The following is a 17569-nucleotide window of genomic DNA, read 5'->3' on the forward strand; positions in this document are numbered from 1 at the left end:
GAGCCAGACCATGAGAAAGGAAACCGCCAGTAATTCGATACCGGACGAAGCCAGGGCAGCGATCAGCGCCGACCACCTGCTGCATCCGGCGAAACATTTTGGTCACCTGCGTGACGTGCTTACCGCCAACGATATCGGCGATGACGAAAAGCGCGCCATTCTCGCGTCGTGGGCATCCGACATCTTTGCCGTCGAGTCTATTCCGGCGGTTCGTCTTTATCCCGGTGCGGATGAAGCCGTCTCCTATGACGAGATCATTGAAGCGCTGAAAACTTTGGACGGGCACAATCTGCAATCTGGGGGTCAAGACTCGCCTAAATCCATTGACGTCCGCGGGGCACGCCGCCGCAGAGCGGGAGCGCGCCGGTTTGGTGGCCTTGGCCTCTCCGGCTACCGGAAAGGAGATCGATGCTGACAGCCATTTGAAATGTGGACTTCGACGTAACACCCGTGTGCCTGGAGGACACGAACAGGGTTTTTGCCGACGACCCTTAGCTGAGGAGGTTTTGCCGATGAAAATCGCTCAGATCGCACCACTTGCTGAAAGCGTTCCGCCCAAGCTTTATGGGGGAACCGAGCGCATTGTTTCCTATCTCACCGAAGAACTGGTCCGTCAGGGCCATGATGTCACGCTGTTTGCCAGCAGCGATTCTGTTACCGGCGCGCGCCTCGTAGGATGCTCCGATGTCGCGTTGCGTCTTAATCCGGCCATCAAGGACCATCTGCCGCATCAGGTCGTGATGCTGGAGGAGATCCGCCGGCGGGCGCATGAGTTCGATGTGCTGCATTTCCACATCGATCTCCTGCATTTCCCGCTGATCCACGATTTCGCCGACCGCACGGTTACCACGCTGCACGGGCGACTCGACCTGCCGGATCTGAAGCCGTTCTACGCGGCGTTTCCGGATGTTCCGCTGGTGTCGATCTCCGATGACCAGCGCCGCCCGATGCCACCGGTCGACTGGCGCGGAACAGTCTATCACGGTTTGCCTGCCGACCTTCTTCCCTTCACGCAGAACCCTAGGGGCAATTACCTTGCCTTCCTTGGGCGGATTTCTCCGGAAAAGCGCCCCGACCGCGCGATCCAGATCGCGGCAAAGGTTGGAATGCCGCTGAAGATCGCCGCCAAGATCGATAATGCCGACAAGGCCTATTGGGAAACCCTAATCGAGCCGATGGTGAAGAGCCATCCGAATGTCGAATTCATCGGCGAGATCGACGAACATCAGAAGGCTGACTTCCTTGGTAATGCTGGCGCTCTGCTCTTCCCGATCGATTGGCCGGAGCCCTTCGGGCTGGTGATGATCGAGGCCATGGCCTGCGGCACGCCAGTGATCGCTTTCGGCTGTGGCTCGGTACCCGAGGTCATTGACAATGGCATTTCCGGCATTCTCGTCGACAGTGTCACCGAGGCGGCTGAGAACGTCGAATGGGCGCTGCGGCTCGATCGGCAAAGGGTACGGGCAGCATTCGAAAAGCGCTTCACCGCGAAACGGATGGCGGTCGACTATGTCGATATCTACCGCAACTTGCCTGGCGTTCGTACCAAAGCCGCGCCAATCCGCCGGTCGAATGGTCAGGCGCCCGACCTGCAGGCCGTTGCCTGACCTCAAGGAGGAGACATGTCAAACATTTCCGCGGACAGCAACTCCGCCGCGGCATCGCCGGGCCCGGCGGCGGCGGTCGCTCAGTTTTTCATTCCGGCCGCCGCATCGCTGCAGGAGCGCCGGCCGCGCACCCTGAAGCACGGCGATACTTTCGCCGTCTTCGACCACAATGGCGACGCTCTTTCCGGTCCCGGCAGTCCGGAAGGTCTCTTTCACCGGGATACCCGTTACCTCTCGCATCTCTACCTGACGATCACCGGGCAGCGGCCGATGCTCCTGTCGTCGACACTTCGCGATGACAATGCCACGCTGACCTGCGATCTCACCAATCCTGATCAATTCGATGACAAGGGAAGGCTGGTTCTCGGCCATGACACCATTCATCTGCGGAGGTCGCGCTTTCTCTGGAATGCCTGTTGTTATGAACGGCTAGCCGTGAGGAACTATGACGAGCGTCGGCAACATGTCCGCATCCAGATCGCGTTTGATGCCGATTTCGCTGACCTTTTCGAAGTCCGGGGAACCGCAAGGGCAAGGCGAGGGCGCCATCTTCCTGCCGTCATAGAACAGGATAGCATCCTCCTTTCCTATATTGGCTTGGACGATCGCAAGAGGTCGACGCGACTTTCCTTCATGCCGGAACCGACCGAGATTCGGAGCGATCTTGTCACCTTCGATCTCCATCTAGAGCCGCACGAGACCAAGTCGCTGTTCCTCCAGATCGGCTGCGACCAGACCTCCGCCGACCGACTGAGCCGCCTTTCTTTCTTCCTGGCCTTGCGGGATGCCCGTCGTGCGTTGCGCGCCTCTTCCTCGCGCGCGGCGTTGATTGCAACCTCCAACGAGATCTTCAACGAAGTCTCGCGCCGCAGCGTCTCCGACCTCTACATGTTGATGACCGACAAGGCAGAAGGTCCCTATCCCTATGCCGGCATCCCCTGGTTCAGCACCGTCTTCGGCCGCGACGCTCTGATCACCGCGCTTCAGACGCTTTGGCTCGATCCGGAGATCGCCCGCGGCGTTCTCGGTCATCTGGCAGCCAACCAGGCGACGACTGTCGATCCTGCTTCGGACGCCGAGCCTGGCAAGATCCTCCACGAAACGCGCTACGGCGAGATGGCCGAACTTGGCGAGGTTCCGTTCGGACGTTATTACGGCAGCGTCGATTCAACGCCGCTATTTGTAATGCTGGCTGGCGCCTATCTCCAGCGAACCGGTGATCTTGCGACGATCGACCGGCTCCTGCCATATGTCGAAGCGGCGCTGACGTGGATCGACGAATATGGCGATCGCGACAGCGACGGCTTCGTTGAATATGGACGGCTGACGGAAGAAGGACTGATCAACCAGGCATGGAAAGACAGCCACGATTCGGTTTTCCATGCCGACGGCACATTGGCCCGGGGGCCGATCGCGATCGCCGAAGTCCAGGCTTATGTCTACGGCGCGTGGCAAAGTGCTGCCGAAATCTTCAGGCGGAAGGGCAGGCCGGAACGAGCCGCGAGTTTTCTCGCGCGGGCGGAGGGACTGCGCCGGGCTTTCGACATCAGCTTCTTCGACGAGGAGCTTGGCACATATGTGTTGGCCCTCGACGGAGACAAACGACCCTGCCGGATTCGATCCTCAAATGCCGGCCATACACTGTTCACCGGCATTGCTTATCCTGAACGGGTCCAACAGCTTACCCGCACTCTGATGAGCGCATCGTCCTTCTGCGGCTGGGGCATTCGTACCATCCCCTCCACTGAAGCACGTTACAATCCGATGAGCTATCACAATGGCTCGATCTGGCCACATGACAATGCCCTGATCGCCAGTGGCCTTGCCCGCTATGGCTATCGCGTCGAAGCGACGCGGATCTTCGAGGGGCTGTTCGCCGCCGCGACCTATATCGACCTGCGACGGCTCCCCGAGCTCCTCTGCGGCATGCCGCGCCAGCGGGCACGCGGGCCCACCTTTTATCCGGTCGCCTGCTCGCCTCAAGCATGGGCGGCAGCAGCACCCCTGTCTCTGCTACAATCCTGTCTCGGCCTCGACTTCGACCCCAACGGCCCGCTCATCAGCTTCAATATGCCGCGCCTTCCCTCCTTCCTCGACGAGGTGATCTTGCGACGCCTGCTGATCGGTAGCGGCTCGGCAGACGTCGCCGTTCGCCGGTCGGGAGACCAGGTCGTTGTCGACGTGATCAATCGCCAGGGCAATGTTCAGGTGCTCATCACGGCCTGATGAAGAGAGGGTCCCGGAAGGCAGGTAGCCCGCCTTTCCAATCCTCTTCCTCTTCATCCGACCGTAGCAGATCGACAAGCCTGGCAACCCTGCCGGTCGGCAGATGCCGGCCTTCACCCATCAATGCTTCTTCGTTATTGGCCCATGCAATGCCTCGGCAAGTTCGGCCTGCGTCGCACCTGTCGCGATGACCTCGGCGACTAGTGTTTTGTCGGCGGGCCCGAGGATGGCGATGACGGTGACCGTGACCTTGCCGAAGAGCGAGAAGGCGCAGTCGCAGGTCAAGCGTATTGCCATCAAAAGCTGATCGGCTATCTCCTGGCGGCCGGGCCTATGGGGGCCGCCAGTATCCTTAGCTGCGGGGTTAACAACGGAGATTGCAAGAAAGACACAGCAGGAAACATAACGTGGGCCTCAGAGAACCGGCACAGCCGCCTTCGGCTCCCAGATGTCGATCGCATGGTATCAGGGGAAGTTCTGGTCGCCCTGCTCGCTGGCTCGCCGAGGCAAAGCCTGATGTCGTATGCCTGCGTGGTCCAGGTGCTTGCCAGTGGAGATTGGGGCGCTAGTTGCGGTGGTCGGCTAATGGATCGTGCCGCTGATGACCATCTTTGAAACGAAGGCAGATAAGAGCTTCGTATCGAAATGCCCCGGCGAATTCATCATCATGTTAATGGCCTCGGTTTGCGAGAACGCACGCTTATAAGGGCGGATTGTGGTGAGTGCCTCGTAGACGTCGCAGATGGCCGCCAGCCGCGCGACGTAAGGTATGCTTCTGCCGGAAAGTCTGCCGGGGTAACCGCCGCCCTCATACCGTTCGTGATGATAGCGACAGATATCCAGAACCTCTTTTGGCGCTGTGCCCGCTCTTGATAACATCTCGTAGCCAAGCTGCGGATGTCGTCGAACAAGCTCCATCTCCTCGGCAGTCAGTTTGCCGGTCTTGGTTAGGATGTCGTCGGAGAGCGTCATCTTGCCCAGATCATGCACCAGGCCGCCGAGGCCAAGCAGGCGGATATCGTCTTCGCTGTGGCCGAGGCTACGTCCGAACGCAACCATAAGCGCGCTGACCGCCAGCGAATGAAGAAAGGTCACCTCGTCCTTCTCCTTCAGCTTGGCAACAGCAATCAGAGCTCCAGCATTATCGAGTGATGCGGACATGATCCGCTCCACGGCTGTGCTGGCCGGTCCGTCAGCGAAGCAAGCTTGCAAGCGGGCGTCGCTGAGGACTTTCCGGAGGTGTGGATCGATTTCCCTAATAGACTGTCGCGCTCGCCCGATCTCCTGCGGAGTGAACACCATGAGCAGCCTTGCCTCATAGCTCGCAGCGTCCTCCCCTTGAGCCGGGTTTCGATCAAGATCGATGCCTTTGGCGACATTGATGACCACGCTTTTGACGTGGCTTGCTATGATGCGTCTGACGTCGTTATTGGACCTGATCAGAAATGGCTCGCATCTGACTGCATCACCATGGCCGCCGAGCTCGACGTCTTCTACGAACATCCCAACCCGTAGCTGGTTCACCTGAATCCGCTTCTGCATTCTCTATCCCTGGATACCAAATAGCTAAATAGACTCGTGGCGCGGTAAAGAACCCTGCCTTGATCTAACACCGTTGGCCGCAGTTTGATGGGGAGGCCGCTGAGCGCGGTCTCTGAGCAACGTTGTTGTCTCTACGCGGTTGACTGCCTTTGAGAAAAGATATCCCTGCCCGAGCTTGCAGCCGAGCTTTTCCAGCTGTTCGGCCTGGGCTTCAGATTCTATTCCTTCTGCTACCACCCGGACGCCGAGGTTGCTGGCAATGCCGATCAGCCCTTCGACGATGAATAAGCCAGCATCTCCAGGCGTCAACCGATCGACGAAGGACTTATCGATTTTGAGGATATCGACGGGCATGGTCAGCAAGTGGGTAAGGGAGGCAAATCCGGTCCCGAAATCGTCCAGGGCCACTTTTATTCCTTCTGCGCGCAGGGCCTTGATCTCCGCCGCAACAACATGATCGCGCTGCCCGAGGTAGACCGATTCCGTCACCTCTAGTATGACGTGGTCTAGCGGAACTTCAGCCTCATCAAAAGCTTTGCAGATCTTTTCCCTTAGGCCTCCGGCGCGAAAGTCTGCGGCGGACAGATTGATGCCGACATGCTGCAGAGGGAGACCAGCATCAAGCCAGCTCCGCATGTCGTGCGCCACGCTTGTCATCATCCGCTGGGTCAGTTCGGCGGCCACGCGAGCATCCTTCGTGGCTTCCTGGAAGTGTGCAGCGGCGATGACCTCGCCCGACGGCGTGGTCATCCGGCATAGGGCTTCAAAGCCAACAATCTCTCTGGTGTCGATGCGCACGATGGGCTGATAATGCGGATTGATGCGACCTTGCGAGAGCGCAAGACTGACGTCCCGAACCGCTCTGAAACGCCTTGTTAGCGCCGTGCCGAGGCCGCGGTGAAACTGCAAATACTTCCCCCGATTGTTTTCCTTTGCATGATAAAGAGCCACGTCGGCGTTTCGGCGGATTTGGTCGGGCGTCAAGCCGTCTTCTGGTAACGCTCCACCGATGGTTGCGGCAGGAAAGACGACGTGACCGTCACATTCGGCGGGGAATGCCAACGCAGCGAGGATCTCAGTCGCCGTCCGTTCCAGACCGAGGCTCTGCATCGGAAACACGATCAAGGCAAATTCATCGCCGCCGAGCCTGAAGGCTGCTTCTGCCCCCACGGCGGCGCGAAGACGAACTGCGACCGTATTGATCAGTGCGTCGCCGGCCGCGTGACCGAAGGTGTCATTCACGAGTTTCAGATTATCGATGTCAGCGAGCAAAATTCCCCAAGCGCGCTCGGAGATGTCAAGTTCTTGGTTCAAGACCCGATCGAAGGCAGCCCGGTTTGGTAGGCCGGTTAAAGCGTCCGTGTAAGTCAGGCGCTGGCGCTCTCTGACACGCTCTTCGCGATCGATAGCAATTGAGCAGAGGTGGACGCAGGCGTCGATGATCTTTTGCTCGAGATCGCTAGGGGTTCGCACCTCGCGATAATAGAAGGCGAAGGTCCCGACGACGCGGGCGCCACTTTTGATCGGGCTTGACCAGCAGGCACGAATGCCGATTGGCATAGCGAGTGACCGATAATCCTGCCAACGCGGGTCCGTCGCGATATCGGCGACGATCACCGGCTCTCCATAGTACGCAGCCGTGCCGCAGGAACCAGCCAATGGTCCGGCCTTCAGGTTTTCGATCGCGGCCGAATAGGATGCAGGAAGCGACGGGGCCGCGAGCGTATGCAGGCAGCGGCCATCGTATGCCAGAACCGAGGCGGAAATGCCGGGGACGGCGGACTCGACCCTCAAGCAGAGCTCCGCCATTGTCGTCGCCAACGGCTCTCCCTTGGCGATCATCTCAAGAATGGCGTTCTGCAAGGTGAGTATCATCATGCACCGTCTCGCTAAGGAGATAGCTACCTATCAGCCCCGCTTTCAGATCGAGTTATCCGATTGCTTAAAAATTGAGACGTCTTGACGGCTTTAGATCCGCCGTGGGACGGGTAATACCTCCAATATCCAAGCCAGCATCAGACGTCGCCGGCCTTCGTCAAGGTAGTTGAGGCGCGGCGGTATCGCGGTCAGTCCGAAACCTGCCTGGCAGCGGGCATCGTTGCGAAGTCGATCCCAGAGAGCTATGACATTCGCCAGTCAATCCGGAAAGGGAAAATCGCGTGGCAAACGGTTACCGTCAAGTTTTTCAACCAGGACAAGGGCTTCGGCTTCATCACGCCGGATAACGGCGGGCAGGACGTCTTCGTCCACATCTCCGCGGTGCAAGGCGGATCGCTGCGCGACGGCCAGGCGGTCAGCTACGAGCTAGGCCAGGATCGCAAGACCGGAAAGTCCAAGGCGGAAAACGTGCGTCCGGCCTGAGTGCCGACGCAACAAAAAAAGCCGGGGCGAAACCGCACCGACTTTCGTTTGTCTGCCTGCTTAAAAGCTCCGACTTCATCGGCCACGTATAGGCGAGTTATTCAAACGTGGCCGCTCGCCATCCGCCGAGACATGCTCGGCGCCCGCATCCGGGTGATGCTACGCGCTGCCCGCCGGGTCGATGATCTCGCCTGTGACCTCCGTGATGACGACGGTTCGGTAGGACGTCGAGACTGAGTGCAGCGGTTCGCCGCCTGTTCATTCAGGCACTCTGCAAACGGGGCTCTCCAACCTCCAAGAATATCTTCAGAGCTTAGCTTGTTCGACGGAGCTAAAACGCAGCGCTCTGCCGTCTGCCGCGACTATCGCATCCATCTCCTCTGCGAGCGCATCGCGATCATCGACACCGCGCAAGAGACGGCCAGCCAGAGTATCGAAACGTCCGGCAGCGATGTCGGCAATCAAGAGTGCAGCCCGTGACGGTTCGATATTGACACCATCCTCAAAAAGCTTCTGGATCCCGGGCAAGTAGGTTTTCCCGGCCTCCGACGATAGCTGCAACTCGGTCATCGCAGTGCGAACAAGACCGGGATCGACGGCGAAGGCGCGCACGTCGTTGCCAATGGTTGTGTCGTTTAGACACTCCGTGAAACGCATGATGGCGGCCTTGCTAGAGGCGTAGCCAGAGCCGTGAGGAAAGCTGTTGCCCGTTCCGCCACCAACGAGGTTTACGATACGGCCGCTGCCCTGCGCCAACATCATAGGGGCGGCCGTGCGGCAAGTGTTGAATGTACCACGCAGATTGATCTCGACATCCCGCCACCAAACAAGGGGATCGCAGTCCCAAATAAGACCAAAGCCCTGAAATGAGCCGTGGTTGTTGATGAGAATGTCGATCGGGCCCAATTCGCTCGCAACGCGAGCAAAGGCACTTTCAACGGCGCCAAGGTCAATCAAGTCCGTCGAAACAGCGATCGCTTCACCGCCCGCTTCCTCAATGAGAGAGACTGTTTCCTCAATCTCGGTCGCCGTTCGCGCCAACGCGGCAACCTTCGCCCCTTCCCTAGCCTGCTGCAGAGCGATCTCTCGACCTATTCCTCTGCCGCCGCCAGTTACGACGGCGATCATGTTCGAAAGGCGGGCCATGCTTTCTCCTATGGCGATTTAACAATCGATCTGGATACACAAAAATATGTATGCCTCGGCGGCTGATGGCAATGACGGCGGCTCGACTTCGATCTCGCGGTGACGGCCAATTTCAAGGCTATCTACCGGGAGCCGCTGGACGACGCGCTGGCGCACGACCTTCGTCGCTTTTCTTTTTGGGAAAAGCCGAAAACCGTTCCGTTACGTCTTCTGCCGGGGCGCTCAATCGCCCGGTCGACCTGGAAGTCCAGTCAGATCCTGCGCCCATGCCAACGCCGAAGAGCACCAGATCTGCGAATGGGGCTTCAGTTCCTGACGCTGATTGACCGTTCCCAGTCTGACACCGACCTGCTCGGCGTCTTTATTCTCTCCCGCCGTATAGATGGGCGATCCGCAATCGGAACAGAAGAACTGCAGCCGCCGACGACCATTGTCGGCGGTCTTAACATAAAGCTTGGGCTCACCTGACGTGATATGGAACTGGCTACGTTGTGTGCTGACGGTCACCCTATAGGCGGTGCCAGTCAATCTCTGGCAGTCGGTACAATGGCAGATCGCGACGTCTTGCGGATCGACCTCGGCTTCATATGTGATCTTTCCGCATTGGCATGCGCCATCGATGTGCATGTCAGCTCTCCATCCAGTGTTGCTGCTTCGGGACATAGAGGATGGCCCTGACAAGTCGACATCTAGTCTTGCCTTTCTGGGCTTGGGCCGCTCACGGGATGTTGTCTGCAGGGAGATGGAGAAAATATGAAAAACGTGACAAGTGACGTGGGATGTCTAACTGAAAACCCACGAGATTCCATGTCCGAAGTCGACTGGTTGAGTCATCTCCTGCAGATCGTCAGCGTGACCGGCCAACTCGAGGTCCGGTGTTCATATGGTGCACCGTGGCGAGTTGCGTGGCCGCGGGCTGCGGCGAATGAGATCCCATACCACGTGATCGTCAAGGGTCGGGCCATCTTCGAGCACCCGGAGACCAAATCGACGAAAGAACTTTGCGCGGGAGATATCATATTGCTGCCTCACGGCGCGCCGCATGTGCTCCATGATGGCAGCGGGGAAATACCGATCGCAACGCGACAGCACCGGGGAACCGCTGGCTGGATGCTGAGCGAGAACGATAGCCATGACGAGCAACTCGATCTTTTGTGCGGCCGCTTCTTCATCGCGCCGCCCCACGATCGGCTGATCCGCACCTACCTGCCCACAGACGTGGTGGCGCGTGCAATCGACCGTCGTGAAGAGGACGGTGAGGGCTCCGCCACCGATCAACTGGCCAGTCTGGTGGGGTTGATGCGCATGGAGGCGGCCGGCGACCTGGTGGGTGGCCGCGCCGTTTTGAACGCCCTGTCTTCAGTTCTGTTTACCCTTGTGCTGAGAGCAGCAAGTGAATCGAAAAAAGCCCCCGAGGGACTGTTGGCGCTCGCCGGTCATCCAAGACTGGCGCCTGCAGTCACCGCAATGCTCGCCGACCCGGCAAAGCCCTGGAAATTGCCCGATCTGGCAGATCTGTGCGGCATGTCCCGCGCTACGTTCATGCGCCGCTTCCAAGACAGGCTCGGTTGCTCCGCGCTCGACCTCTTGACTGATTTGCGCATGAGCCTGGCCGCCAACGAGCTCAAGAAGCCGGCGGTCAGTACCGAGGCAATCGCCGAAACGGTCGGCTATCAATCCGTTTCGGCATTCCGCCGCGTGTTCACCGAGAAGATGGGGATGACGCCAGGGGAATGGCGAAGGCTGGCGCAGACCGGCGGGAAAAGTGAGGGTTAGTGCTGGGCTCAGGCTTGATCCTTTTGAGCATTATATTGAGGCAATTCAGTCTCGATAATATCACTGCCGCTCGTAAAATTGGCTCCGTTATCACTTGATGAGGGAGCCACCCAATGAACTACATCAGCAACACAGCCTCCAAAACTACGCCGACGAATGCGGTTATCGACGCCATCCTCAGCCGCAGCGCCGCCAAATATTACGACACCACCGCCACATTGAGCGACGATCAGATCCGGGATCTGGTGCGCATCGGCACGTCGGCGCCGACATCATTCCATCTTCAGAACTGGCGGTTTATCGCCGTCCGCACGCCTGAAGCCAAGGCGCGGCTCCACCCGGTCGCCTGGAAGCAGCCCGCGATCCTCGACGCCGCCGTTACCTTCGTCATCATCGGGCAATTGGCCGATGCCAGCACCGTGCCCACCCGCCTGGCCCCGGTCGTGGAAGCCGGCATCATGCCGGCCCACCTGGTGCCGGAATGGGAAGCGCCGGCACGCGGCCTCTATGACAACCAGCCGCAGCGGCAGCGTGACGAAGCGGTTCGCTCCGCGACCTTCGGTACGGCAGCGATCATCTATGCGGCGCGCGCGCTGGGACTTGGTTCGACGCCGATGATCGGATTCGACGCGGAAGCCGTGCATCGCGAATTCGGCCTCGCCGAAGATGAAATCCCGGTCATGCTCTTGACCGTCGGACCCGAGCGGTCCGGCAACTGGCCGCAGAAGCCGCGCCTTCCCGTGGCCGACGTCCTGTCCTTCGCATAACCCCCATCTTCAGCACCATTTATGGAGACGACCATGACCAGAACGAACGTTCTGACGCCGGAACAGGTGCCGGCTGCATCCAAAGAGACCCTCGATGCTTTCACGAGAAACATCGGCTTCACCCCAAACATGATGGCGGCCTTTGCGCAAAGCCCGATTGCCTTCAACGCGTGGGCTGGCCTGCTCGGCTCGCTCAGCAAGGCCCTCGACGTGAGGACACGAGACAGCATCGGCCTTGCTGTCTCCGAATTGAATGGCTGCAACTACTGTCTCACGGTTCACAGCTTCACCGCCGAACACATGGCCAAGCTGCCAGCCGACGAGATCATTCTCGCTCGCAAGGGCCATGCAAATGACCCGAAGCGGGACGCGGCGGTGCAGTTCGCCCGCAAGGTTGTCGAAAGCCGAGGGCAAGTCAGCGACGCCGATCTGGAGGCTGTCCGCGATGCCGGGTTCACCGAGGCGAACATCATCGAGATCGTCGCTCTGGTCGCCATGTACACCCTGACGAACCTGTTCAACAATGTCTTCGATCCCGACAAGGACTTTCCCGCCGTTGCCCCAGCTGGCACGATCTGAGTTCCGCTCTCTCACAACCTCATGAAGCCGTTGGATCAATCCCATGAACATCCTCCATATTGATAGCAGCCCGCGTCTGGAATCGCATAGTCGTGCGCTTTCGGCGGCGATCGTCGAGAAGCTTCTTGAGGTCGTGCCCACGGCAAGCATCACACGGCGTGACATCGGGGCAGATCCCCTGCCCCAGACCACGCTGTTACATGCCGCCGCGTTGGCATCACCGGCGACCTTGGCAGCGCCGCCTGCGGGCTCCCTCGACCTTTCCGAAATACTTATCGGGGAGGTCGAAGCGGCGGACATGATTGTAATCGGAACGCCGATGCACAATCTGACCATTCCCTCGGTTCTCAAGGCCTGGATCGACCAGATCCTGCGCGTCGGCCGCACGATGAAATCGACTCCGGCGGGAAAGGTTGGACTGCTCCATGACCGTCCTGTGTTTATCGGAGTCGCTTCGGGCGCCTTCTACACCGGTGAAAGAGCGAACCAACCCGATTTTCTCACACCCTACCTGTCCCTGTCGCTGAGCTCGATCGGGCTGAAGACGCAACAATTCTTTCCGCTGCAAGGCACCGCGTTCCTCGACTGGGAACACGCGGCACTGGCGCGGCAGGCGCTTCTCCCCGCCCTCGATTTGTCAGTCGTGCCGGGTCCCGGAGACATCCACGCTGGCGGCCCGGACATCTCAACCATTCCGCCCCGGGGTCACATAGGAGGCTTTTATATGCGTGAAACAACGCTATCCCTTCCCCAGATCGGCGACAGGATGAGCGAACGGGCAGCACCACCGCTTGATGTCGCTCTCCGTGAGTGGATCGGACCGGCGGGGTTCGCCCGTTGGTCCGAGCTGCGGGCCTGGATCGACGAATTCTACCCGGGCGTTTTTGTCCCGGACTGGCTTTACGGTGGCAAGAACCGCGGCTGGACCTTGCGCTACAAGAAAACCAAGGCCCTCACTACCCTGGTCCCGGAATTCAGGCGACTTTCGGCCATCGTGGTGATGGGCCGGGCGGAGCGCGAGAGATTCGAGGAGCGGCGCTATGCCTGGCGGCCTGAACTGGTCACCCTCTACGACAACGCTAGAACCTATGTCGATGGAAAATGGCTGACGCTTCCCGTCTCGGATGGAAGCGATCTGCAGGATGTCAAAGACCTCTTGCTGATGAAGCGCTCGCCGGTATCGAACCTGTGATTGCCAATTAATGAGGCTCGTCCGTCGGCATCCGGTCAACCAAGCCACAGTCGAGCGGCAACTGCCTGCACAAGGCCGATATTGGCTTGTGGTCCTCAAATCTTTCAATGCAACGGAAATTAAGGAGTGCGTCCCATGAAAGCCATTGTAGCAACCAACCCGGAGGCGGAGCTTGCCGGTCTAACACTGATGGAACGACCCGAGCCAACGGCCGCCATCAACGACGTCGTTGTCAGGGTTCATGCGGCGGGATTCGTCAATACCGAACTTGAATGGCCGTCTACCTGGACCGATCGGACCTCGCATGATCGGACGCCGTCAATCCTTGGTCATGAGGTGGCTGGCGTGGTCACGGCTTTGGGTCACGGCACCACAGGACTGTCGATCGGCCAGCGTGTGTTCGGCCTTGCGGACTGGTATCGCGACGGCACGCTCGCCGAGTATGTCGCGCTGGAGGCTCGCAATCTGGCGCCGCTACCGGGCGACATCGATTTCACCGTCGGTGCCAGTCTGCCGATTTCCGGTCTGACAGCATGGCAGGGTCTGTTCCAGCATGGCCGCCTTCAGGCGGGGCAAATAGTTCTGGCGCATGGCGCCGCCGGCGCCGTCGGCTCGATCGTGACGCAGCTCGCGAAGGAAGCCGGTGCCTATGTCGTCGGTACGGGGCGCACCGCCGACCGTCAAAAGGTTCTCGATTTCGGGGCGAATGAGTTCGTCGATCTTGCAAACGACAGCCTTGAAGACATAGGCAGCGTGGACTTGGTCTTCGACGTCATCGGCGGGGACATCCAGAAGCGGTCGGCTGCCCTGATCAGAACCGGCGGAACGCTTGTGACTGCGGTCGGGCCAACCGATGTTCGGCCTGCAAACGGATCCACCGTTGATTTTGTGGTTGAGGCCGATCGAAACCAACTGTTCGAGATCGTGCAGCGGGTCCGCGATGGCAGACTGCGTACAAATGTCGGCAAGATCACAACTTTGACCGACGCGGTCGCCGCGCTCACCTCAACGGAGCGGCGCGCAGGAAAAACCGTCATCCGCGTTCTGGCCTGATCAATCCGCATCTGGGGCGGCCAACCATTCTGGACGCCCTTTCGCTTTGGCGCTACGCCCGCGTGGGGAGAGGATGGCTGCAACCATCCTCTCCTTTCGGTAAGGCTATCGTGCAACAACTACGGAAGTTGCGCAACATGCAACGTGTCGATATCCACGGTTCCCTGCGGACGTTCGTCCGCGTCACCAACCGGATCCAAGAAATGACCGCAACCGACACCGCCACCCTCCTCGAAGACGCCGCCGATCGGATTGCTGACATCTCCCGACCGGATCTGCAGATCATGCTTCGGCGGGCTGCGCTGAGGCTACGCAACGCCTCGGCCGTCTCGATGGATGATGATGTGGAAGAAGTCCTTCGTGACCTGGCGGGGGAGTTCGGACTGACGCGCAACGACACCATCAGGTTCATCGTCAGGGAATGGATGGCTAAGAACACCTATCTGCCGGTGGATATGCTAGATAAAGACGGGGATGTAGATGGGAACAGGTGAGCCACGGGTCACAACTGCGACTGTGACGCCACTCCCAAGTTGCTAGCGAGCCTGACGGAACGTCACGACAGAAAGGGTTCGGCCGGCCTCATTGCAAATTTCTATTGCATAACCCGAAACATCCCGCCCGTCGCCCGCCGCCCTCCTCATATACTCCTTTGCAAGCGTCATGGCTTCTGCGCGAGCATCGTCCAAAGAGGCAAAATCTGCGTTCGCAAGATCGTTCACCGCGCCGACCGGCGTTATCAGGTGAAAAATGTACCGGGCTGCAGTGCTCATTCGTTAGATCTAGGCGGTTTCAACGGCAGGCCAAGGACAGGTCTTGGTAAACTATTCAATTTCAAGAAGCAGCGGATACCATCGTCGCCGCCTGGCGAGGCCGATGGAAACCAACTGTTCGAGATCGTGCAGCGGCTCCGCGATGGCAGACTGCGTACAAATGTCGGCAAGATCACAACTTTGACCGACGCTGTCGCCGCGCTCACCTCAACGGAGCGGCGCGCAGGAAAAACCGTCATCCGCGTTCTGGCCTGATCAATCCGCATCTGGGGCGGCCAACCATTCCGAGCCCCCCACTCGCCTTGAAGGGATACGAACCACCGACCCCGCCACAGGAACCCGCGCGCGGCCGACGAATTGGAGTGGAGGTCAAGCGTAGATTTTATCACCAAATGGTGCTATTCATAGCACCATAATAAGGAAGCCTAACGATGCGATCGACTATCAATCTCGACGACACCCTTATGGAAAGGGCTAGGTCTCTGACGGGCACGAAAGAAACCGCCACTCTGGTCCGCCAAGCGTTGGAGACGCTTGTTCGTGTGGAGTCGGGAAAACGCCTAATCGCGCTCGGCGGCACTATGCCGGATGCGAAAGCGGCCCCACGCCGCCGGAGCGTAGCTGCCAAGTGATACTTGCCGACACTTCCATCTGGATCGATCATTTCCGACATGCCGATTCAGAGCTGCGCAGGATTATTGAGGACGACCGTCTCTTATGCCATCCAGCCGTAATCGGAGAGCTCGCACTTGGCAGCCTTCGGGATCGCAGTAGTGTGATAGCATTCCTGGCGGCCCAGCGCGAAGCGTTCGTCGCGACGCACGACGAAGTTATGATGATGATTGATCGCCACGCCATTTTCAGCATGGGCATTGGCTACACAGATGCCCACTTGATGGCCTCAGTTCTCCTCGACCAACGAACGGCGCTGTGGACCAGAGACAAGCGTCTGCGGGCAGCGGCCGCAAAGGCGGGGGCTTCACTGCACACCCCTGACAACCCGCGAAACTAAATGCTGTATCGAGCTGGTTGTGAGCCGCCACAGCGCAGGGTCCGATCGATCCATTATGCGATCTTCCTAACCAAGATGCGGTCGGTGATCGCTCATGCCGATAAGACCGGAATCGCTGCCGTGGTGAGTTGATCTTTCGGCCAAACAGAGCAAGCCTGGCGCGATATCGCGAGCTGATCACGCAGGCAGGGTCGTGCATTTCGGGCTGACGTTCCGGCTAGGTGCTACGGTGCAGCAGAGCCGAGCGGCGGAAATTCAATAAAACATTTCGGCGGGGCATGTCCGTATTACCCGCCCTTCGATCGGCGACGTATTGGATCACTTAGACGAGCTCGAGATCGAGGACCGGTTTCTGGATGACGCCTAGCGCACCGGGCACGCCGCCAAGCCTGCACGGCTTCGGACATCGTCTTAAAGTCGGGCTTTTCGAGCTCTTTCTTCATTCAAGCACTCCTTCCAGCCTCCAACACGTAGGACTGTGAAAAAGAGCTTCAACCTGCCACCGAAAGATGGGGTTGGACCGTCCCTCCGCCGCACTAGATACGTCCTCCAACGGAGGAATTTGCATGACGAAGCTCACATATCATGTCGGCGAGCATGACGGCGGTTTTGGATACAGGCTCGGCGACGTTTGGTCCGAGACCTTTCCTGATCATGACACGGCGCTCAGAGCCGCTAAATCTGCGGCGGACCGGCAGCACCTCGAAGGCCGCGACGCCGAGATATCCTATCAAGTTGCCGATGGGAGCTGGCAGACGGAACACGTGGATGGCGGCGACCGGCCCGATACCGAGGTCGTGGACGACGACCCCAAGGGTTCGACGAGATGACGACGCTGACTGGATCTTGCAAGTGCGGGGACGTTCGACTTGCCGTCCGAGGCTCGCCGAGCCGGATTGGCATCTGCCACTCAACGGAAGTGGTCAAGGCGGCTGGACCGCCAGAGAATGAAGAGTCCCGCAAGCACCAAAACGTAAGTCGCTGAATGGAAGACACCGTCCCAAAAGGTGTTAAGTTCGAGGTTTTCGATGGAGGTGATGGGATACCAGGAGCTGACCACGTGGTGCCATTGGAGCAATTGGTGAAGGAAAATGCCATCGAAGAAACCGCCGAGTCCTACTCCCAGAAGAAGACCGGCGGACATCGGGAACTTTCTTCTATCGCCGCCTGCTATGCCAGTCATGCCAGGACCTTCGCTGCGACCGCGGCCTCTATGAATGCGCTCCGGGCCAGCGCAGGGCTGCCGTGACGGGCGATCGCGTCCAAGCATCGTCTCTTGGCCACGGCATATTCTGGACAACCGTTCGCAGGCCAGCGGTGGAGGAGTTCAGAAAGCGCCGCGTCAGGGCCATCGATCCGTTCGCGGAAGCCGTTGCCTGTCCGCACAAATACCGGTGTGTCCCAGGTGACGTGGAAGGCGACGTCGATAACGTTTTCCACAATAGACCTCCTGTTGACGTTCCCAGCGAAACAACGGCGCCGCTGCCAGGTTCCTCAGACTGCAGTTTGGTGCGCTATCGGACGCGTGATCGAGC

At 59.2% G+C, this 17569-nt stretch carries 18 protein-coding genes and 5 pseudogenes; 16 read left to right on the forward strand and 7 right to left on the reverse strand.

What is annotated here, in order from left to right; all coding sequences use genetic code 11:
* Positions 1-10 precede the first annotated feature (10 nt).
* The 3 genes from FHX14_RS02980 (at position 11) to FHX14_RS02990 (ending at position 3833) form a co-directional block, all read left to right on the forward strand.
* Positions 11-415: a hypothetical protein gene (locus FHX14_RS02980; RefSeq protein WP_184376080.1), complete on the forward strand. Its 405-nt coding sequence runs from the start codon at positions 11-13 to the stop codon at positions 413-415.
* A 97-nt stretch (positions 416-512) separates the two neighbouring features.
* Complete coding sequence (locus FHX14_RS02985; RefSeq protein WP_184376082.1) at positions 513-1607, forward strand: glycosyltransferase family 4 protein; 1095 nt, start codon at positions 513-515, stop codon at positions 1605-1607.
* A gap of 15 nt (positions 1608-1622) precedes the next feature.
* The gene (locus FHX14_RS02990; RefSeq protein WP_184376084.1) at positions 1623-3833 is read left to right on the forward strand and encodes an amylo-alpha-1,6-glucosidase; all 2211 of its coding nucleotides are present in this window, start codon (positions 1623-1625) and stop codon (positions 3831-3833) included.
* Here FHX14_RS02990 and FHX14_RS02995 read toward each other — a convergent pair.
* Positions 3823-4067 (reverse strand): annotated as a pseudogene (locus tag FHX14_RS02995) (hypothetical protein). The gene FHX14_RS02990 and the pseudogene FHX14_RS02995 sit on opposite strands and share 11 nt — an antisense overlap.
* Before the next feature lie 4 nt (positions 4068-4071).
* Here FHX14_RS02995 and FHX14_RS33440 point away from each other — a divergent pair.
* A pseudogene (locus tag FHX14_RS33440) lies at positions 4072-4140 on the forward strand (Hsp20/alpha crystallin family protein); the annotation flags it as partial.
* A 275-nt stretch (positions 4141-4415) separates the two neighbouring features.
* Here FHX14_RS33440 and FHX14_RS03000 read toward each other — a convergent pair.
* Positions 4416-5375, reverse strand: coding sequence for an HD-GYP domain-containing protein (locus FHX14_RS03000; protein ID WP_184376086.1), 960 nt, complete (start codon positions 5373-5375; stop codon positions 4416-4418).
* Positions 5376-5399: 24 nt separating this feature from the next.
* Entirely contained in the window at positions 5400-7250 is a 1851-nt protein-coding gene (locus FHX14_RS03005; protein ID WP_184376256.1) for an EAL domain-containing protein, read from the reverse strand.
* Between the two features lie 279 nt (positions 7251-7529).
* Here FHX14_RS03005 and FHX14_RS03010 point away from each other — a divergent pair, with 279 nt between their 5' ends.
* Positions 7530-7736 carry a cold-shock protein gene (locus FHX14_RS03010; protein WP_184376258.1) on the forward strand — a complete coding sequence of 69 codons (207 nt, stop codon included), beginning with the start codon at positions 7530-7532 and terminating at the stop codon, positions 7734-7736.
* A gap of 306 nt (positions 7737-8042) precedes the next feature.
* On the opposite strand, the gene FHX14_RS03015 is transcribed toward FHX14_RS03010, so the two are convergent.
* Both FHX14_RS03015 and FHX14_RS03020 read right to left on the reverse strand, forming a co-directional pair.
* Entirely contained in the window at positions 8043-8882 is an 840-nt protein-coding gene (locus tag FHX14_RS03015) for an SDR family oxidoreductase (RefSeq protein ID WP_184376088.1), read from the reverse strand.
* 222 nt (positions 8883-9104) lie between these two features.
* The gene (locus FHX14_RS03020; RefSeq protein ID WP_003595312.1) at positions 9105-9509 is read right to left on the reverse strand and encodes a GFA family protein; all 405 of its coding nucleotides are present in this window, start codon (positions 9507-9509) and stop codon (positions 9105-9107) included.
* 180 nt (positions 9510-9689) lie between these two features.
* Here FHX14_RS03020 and FHX14_RS03025 point away from each other — a divergent pair, with 180 nt between their 5' ends.
* From FHX14_RS03025 to FHX14_RS03075, 11 genes and pseudogenes are all read left to right on the forward strand, one after another.
* Positions 9690-10658, forward strand: coding sequence for an AraC family transcriptional regulator (locus FHX14_RS03025; protein ID WP_184376090.1), 969 nt, complete (start codon positions 9690-9692; stop codon positions 10656-10658).
* Between the two features lie 113 nt (positions 10659-10771).
* The gene (locus FHX14_RS03030; protein ID WP_003595310.1) at positions 10772-11425 is read left to right on the forward strand and encodes a nitroreductase family protein; all 654 of its coding nucleotides are present in this window, start codon (positions 10772-10774) and stop codon (positions 11423-11425) included.
* 33 nt (positions 11426-11458) lie between these two features.
* Positions 11459-12004, forward strand: a complete 546-nt coding sequence (locus FHX14_RS03035; protein WP_184376092.1) for a carboxymuconolactone decarboxylase family protein — start codon at positions 11459-11461, stop codon at positions 12002-12004.
* Positions 12005-12047: 43 nt separating this feature from the next.
* A pseudogene (locus tag FHX14_RS03040) lies at positions 12048-12590 on the forward strand (NAD(P)H-dependent oxidoreductase); the annotation flags it as partial.
* A 138-nt stretch (positions 12591-12728) separates the two neighbouring features.
* Complete coding sequence (locus FHX14_RS03045) at positions 12729-13196, forward strand: DUF3788 domain-containing protein (protein WP_184376260.1); 468 nt, start codon at positions 12729-12731, stop codon at positions 13194-13196.
* Positions 13197-13331: 135 nt separating this feature from the next.
* Positions 13332-14249 (forward strand): NADP-dependent oxidoreductase, encoded by a 918-nt coding sequence (locus tag FHX14_RS03050; RefSeq protein WP_184376094.1) that lies wholly within the window; start codon positions 13332-13334, stop codon positions 14247-14249.
* A 203-nt stretch (positions 14250-14452) separates the two neighbouring features.
* Positions 14453-14743, forward strand: coding sequence for a CopG family transcriptional regulator (locus tag FHX14_RS03055; protein ID WP_184376262.1), 291 nt, complete (start codon positions 14453-14455; stop codon positions 14741-14743).
* 375 nt (positions 14744-15118) lie between these two features.
* Positions 15119-15277: pseudogene (locus FHX14_RS03060) on the forward strand (NADP-dependent oxidoreductase); the annotation flags it as partial.
* A 176-nt stretch (positions 15278-15453) separates the two neighbouring features.
* A complete protein-coding gene (locus FHX14_RS03065) occupies positions 15454-15654 on the forward strand; it encodes a type II toxin-antitoxin system VapB family antitoxin (RefSeq protein WP_054184628.1) in 201 nt (66 codons plus the stop codon).
* Positions 15651-16034, forward strand: coding sequence for a type II toxin-antitoxin system VapC family toxin (locus tag FHX14_RS03070; protein WP_184376096.1), 384 nt, complete (start codon positions 15651-15653; stop codon positions 16032-16034). Before FHX14_RS03065 ends, FHX14_RS03070 begins: the two co-directional genes overlap by 4 nt.
* Positions 16035-16600: 566 nt before the next feature.
* Positions 16601-16864: a hypothetical protein gene (locus FHX14_RS03075; protein WP_184376099.1), complete on the forward strand. Its 264-nt coding sequence runs from the start codon at positions 16601-16603 to the stop codon at positions 16862-16864.
* A 98-nt stretch (positions 16865-16962) separates the two neighbouring features.
* Here FHX14_RS03075 and FHX14_RS03080 read toward each other — a convergent pair.
* Both FHX14_RS03080 and FHX14_RS03085 read right to left on the reverse strand, forming a co-directional pair.
* Positions 16963-17217 (reverse strand): annotated as a pseudogene (locus tag FHX14_RS03080) (DUF2243 domain-containing protein); the annotation flags it as partial.
* Positions 17214-17474: a DUF982 domain-containing protein gene (locus FHX14_RS03085; protein ID WP_184376103.1), complete on the reverse strand. Its 261-nt coding sequence runs from the start codon at positions 17472-17474 to the stop codon at positions 17214-17216. The gene FHX14_RS03085 and the pseudogene FHX14_RS03080, both read right to left, overlap by 4 nt.
* Between the last annotated feature and the right edge of the window lie 95 nt (positions 17475-17569).

This window comes from Rhizobium sp. BK619 (genome assembly GCF_014195245.1).
Taxonomy (GTDB): domain Bacteria; phylum Pseudomonadota; class Alphaproteobacteria; order Rhizobiales; family Rhizobiaceae; genus Rhizobium; species Rhizobium acidisoli.

What these genes read in the sequence shown, in the direction of transcription:
- FHX14_RS02980 (WP_184376080.1), top strand. Translation starts at nt 11, where the DNA reads ATGAGAAAGGAAACCGCCAGTAATTCGATACCGGACGAAGCCAGGGCA.
- FHX14_RS02985 (WP_184376082.1), top strand. Translation starts at nt 513, where the DNA reads ATGAAAATCGCTCAGATCGCACCACTTGCTGAAAGCGTTCCGCCCAAG.
- FHX14_RS02990 (WP_184376084.1), top strand. Translation starts at nt 1,623, where the DNA reads ATGTCAAACATTTCCGCGGACAGCAACTCCGCCGCGGCATCGCCGGGC.
- FHX14_RS03000 (WP_184376086.1), bottom strand. Translation starts at nt 5,375, where the DNA reads ATGCAGAAGCGGATTCAGGTGAACCAGCTACGGGTTGGGATGTTCGTA.
- FHX14_RS03005 (WP_184376256.1), bottom strand. Translation starts at nt 7,250, where the DNA reads ATGATACTCACCTTGCAGAACGCCATTCTTGAGATGATCGCCAAGGGA.
- FHX14_RS03015 (WP_184376088.1), bottom strand. Translation starts at nt 8,882, where the DNA reads ATGGCCCGCCTTTCGAACATGATCGCCGTCGTAACTGGCGGCGGCAGA.
- FHX14_RS03020 (WP_003595312.1), bottom strand. Translation starts at nt 9,509, where the DNA reads ATGCACATCGATGGCGCATGCCAATGCGGAAAGATCACATATGAAGCC.
- FHX14_RS03025 (WP_184376090.1), top strand. Translation starts at nt 9,690, where the DNA reads ATGTCCGAAGTCGACTGGTTGAGTCATCTCCTGCAGATCGTCAGCGTG.
- FHX14_RS03030 (WP_003595310.1), top strand. Translation starts at nt 10,772, where the DNA reads ATGAACTACATCAGCAACACAGCCTCCAAAACTACGCCGACGAATGCG.
- FHX14_RS03035 (WP_184376092.1), top strand. Translation starts at nt 11,459, where the DNA reads ATGACCAGAACGAACGTTCTGACGCCGGAACAGGTGCCGGCTGCATCC.
- FHX14_RS03045 (WP_184376260.1), top strand. Translation starts at nt 12,729, where the DNA reads ATGCGTGAAACAACGCTATCCCTTCCCCAGATCGGCGACAGGATGAGC.
- FHX14_RS03050 (WP_184376094.1), top strand. Translation starts at nt 13,332, where the DNA reads ATGAAAGCCATTGTAGCAACCAACCCGGAGGCGGAGCTTGCCGGTCTA.
- FHX14_RS03055 (WP_184376262.1), top strand. Translation starts at nt 14,453, where the DNA reads ATGACCGCAACCGACACCGCCACCCTCCTCGAAGACGCCGCCGATCGG.
- FHX14_RS03065 (WP_054184628.1), top strand. Translation starts at nt 15,454, where the DNA reads ATGCGATCGACTATCAATCTCGACGACACCCTTATGGAAAGGGCTAGG.
- FHX14_RS03075 (WP_184376099.1), top strand. Translation starts at nt 16,601, where the DNA reads ATGACGAAGCTCACATATCATGTCGGCGAGCATGACGGCGGTTTTGGA.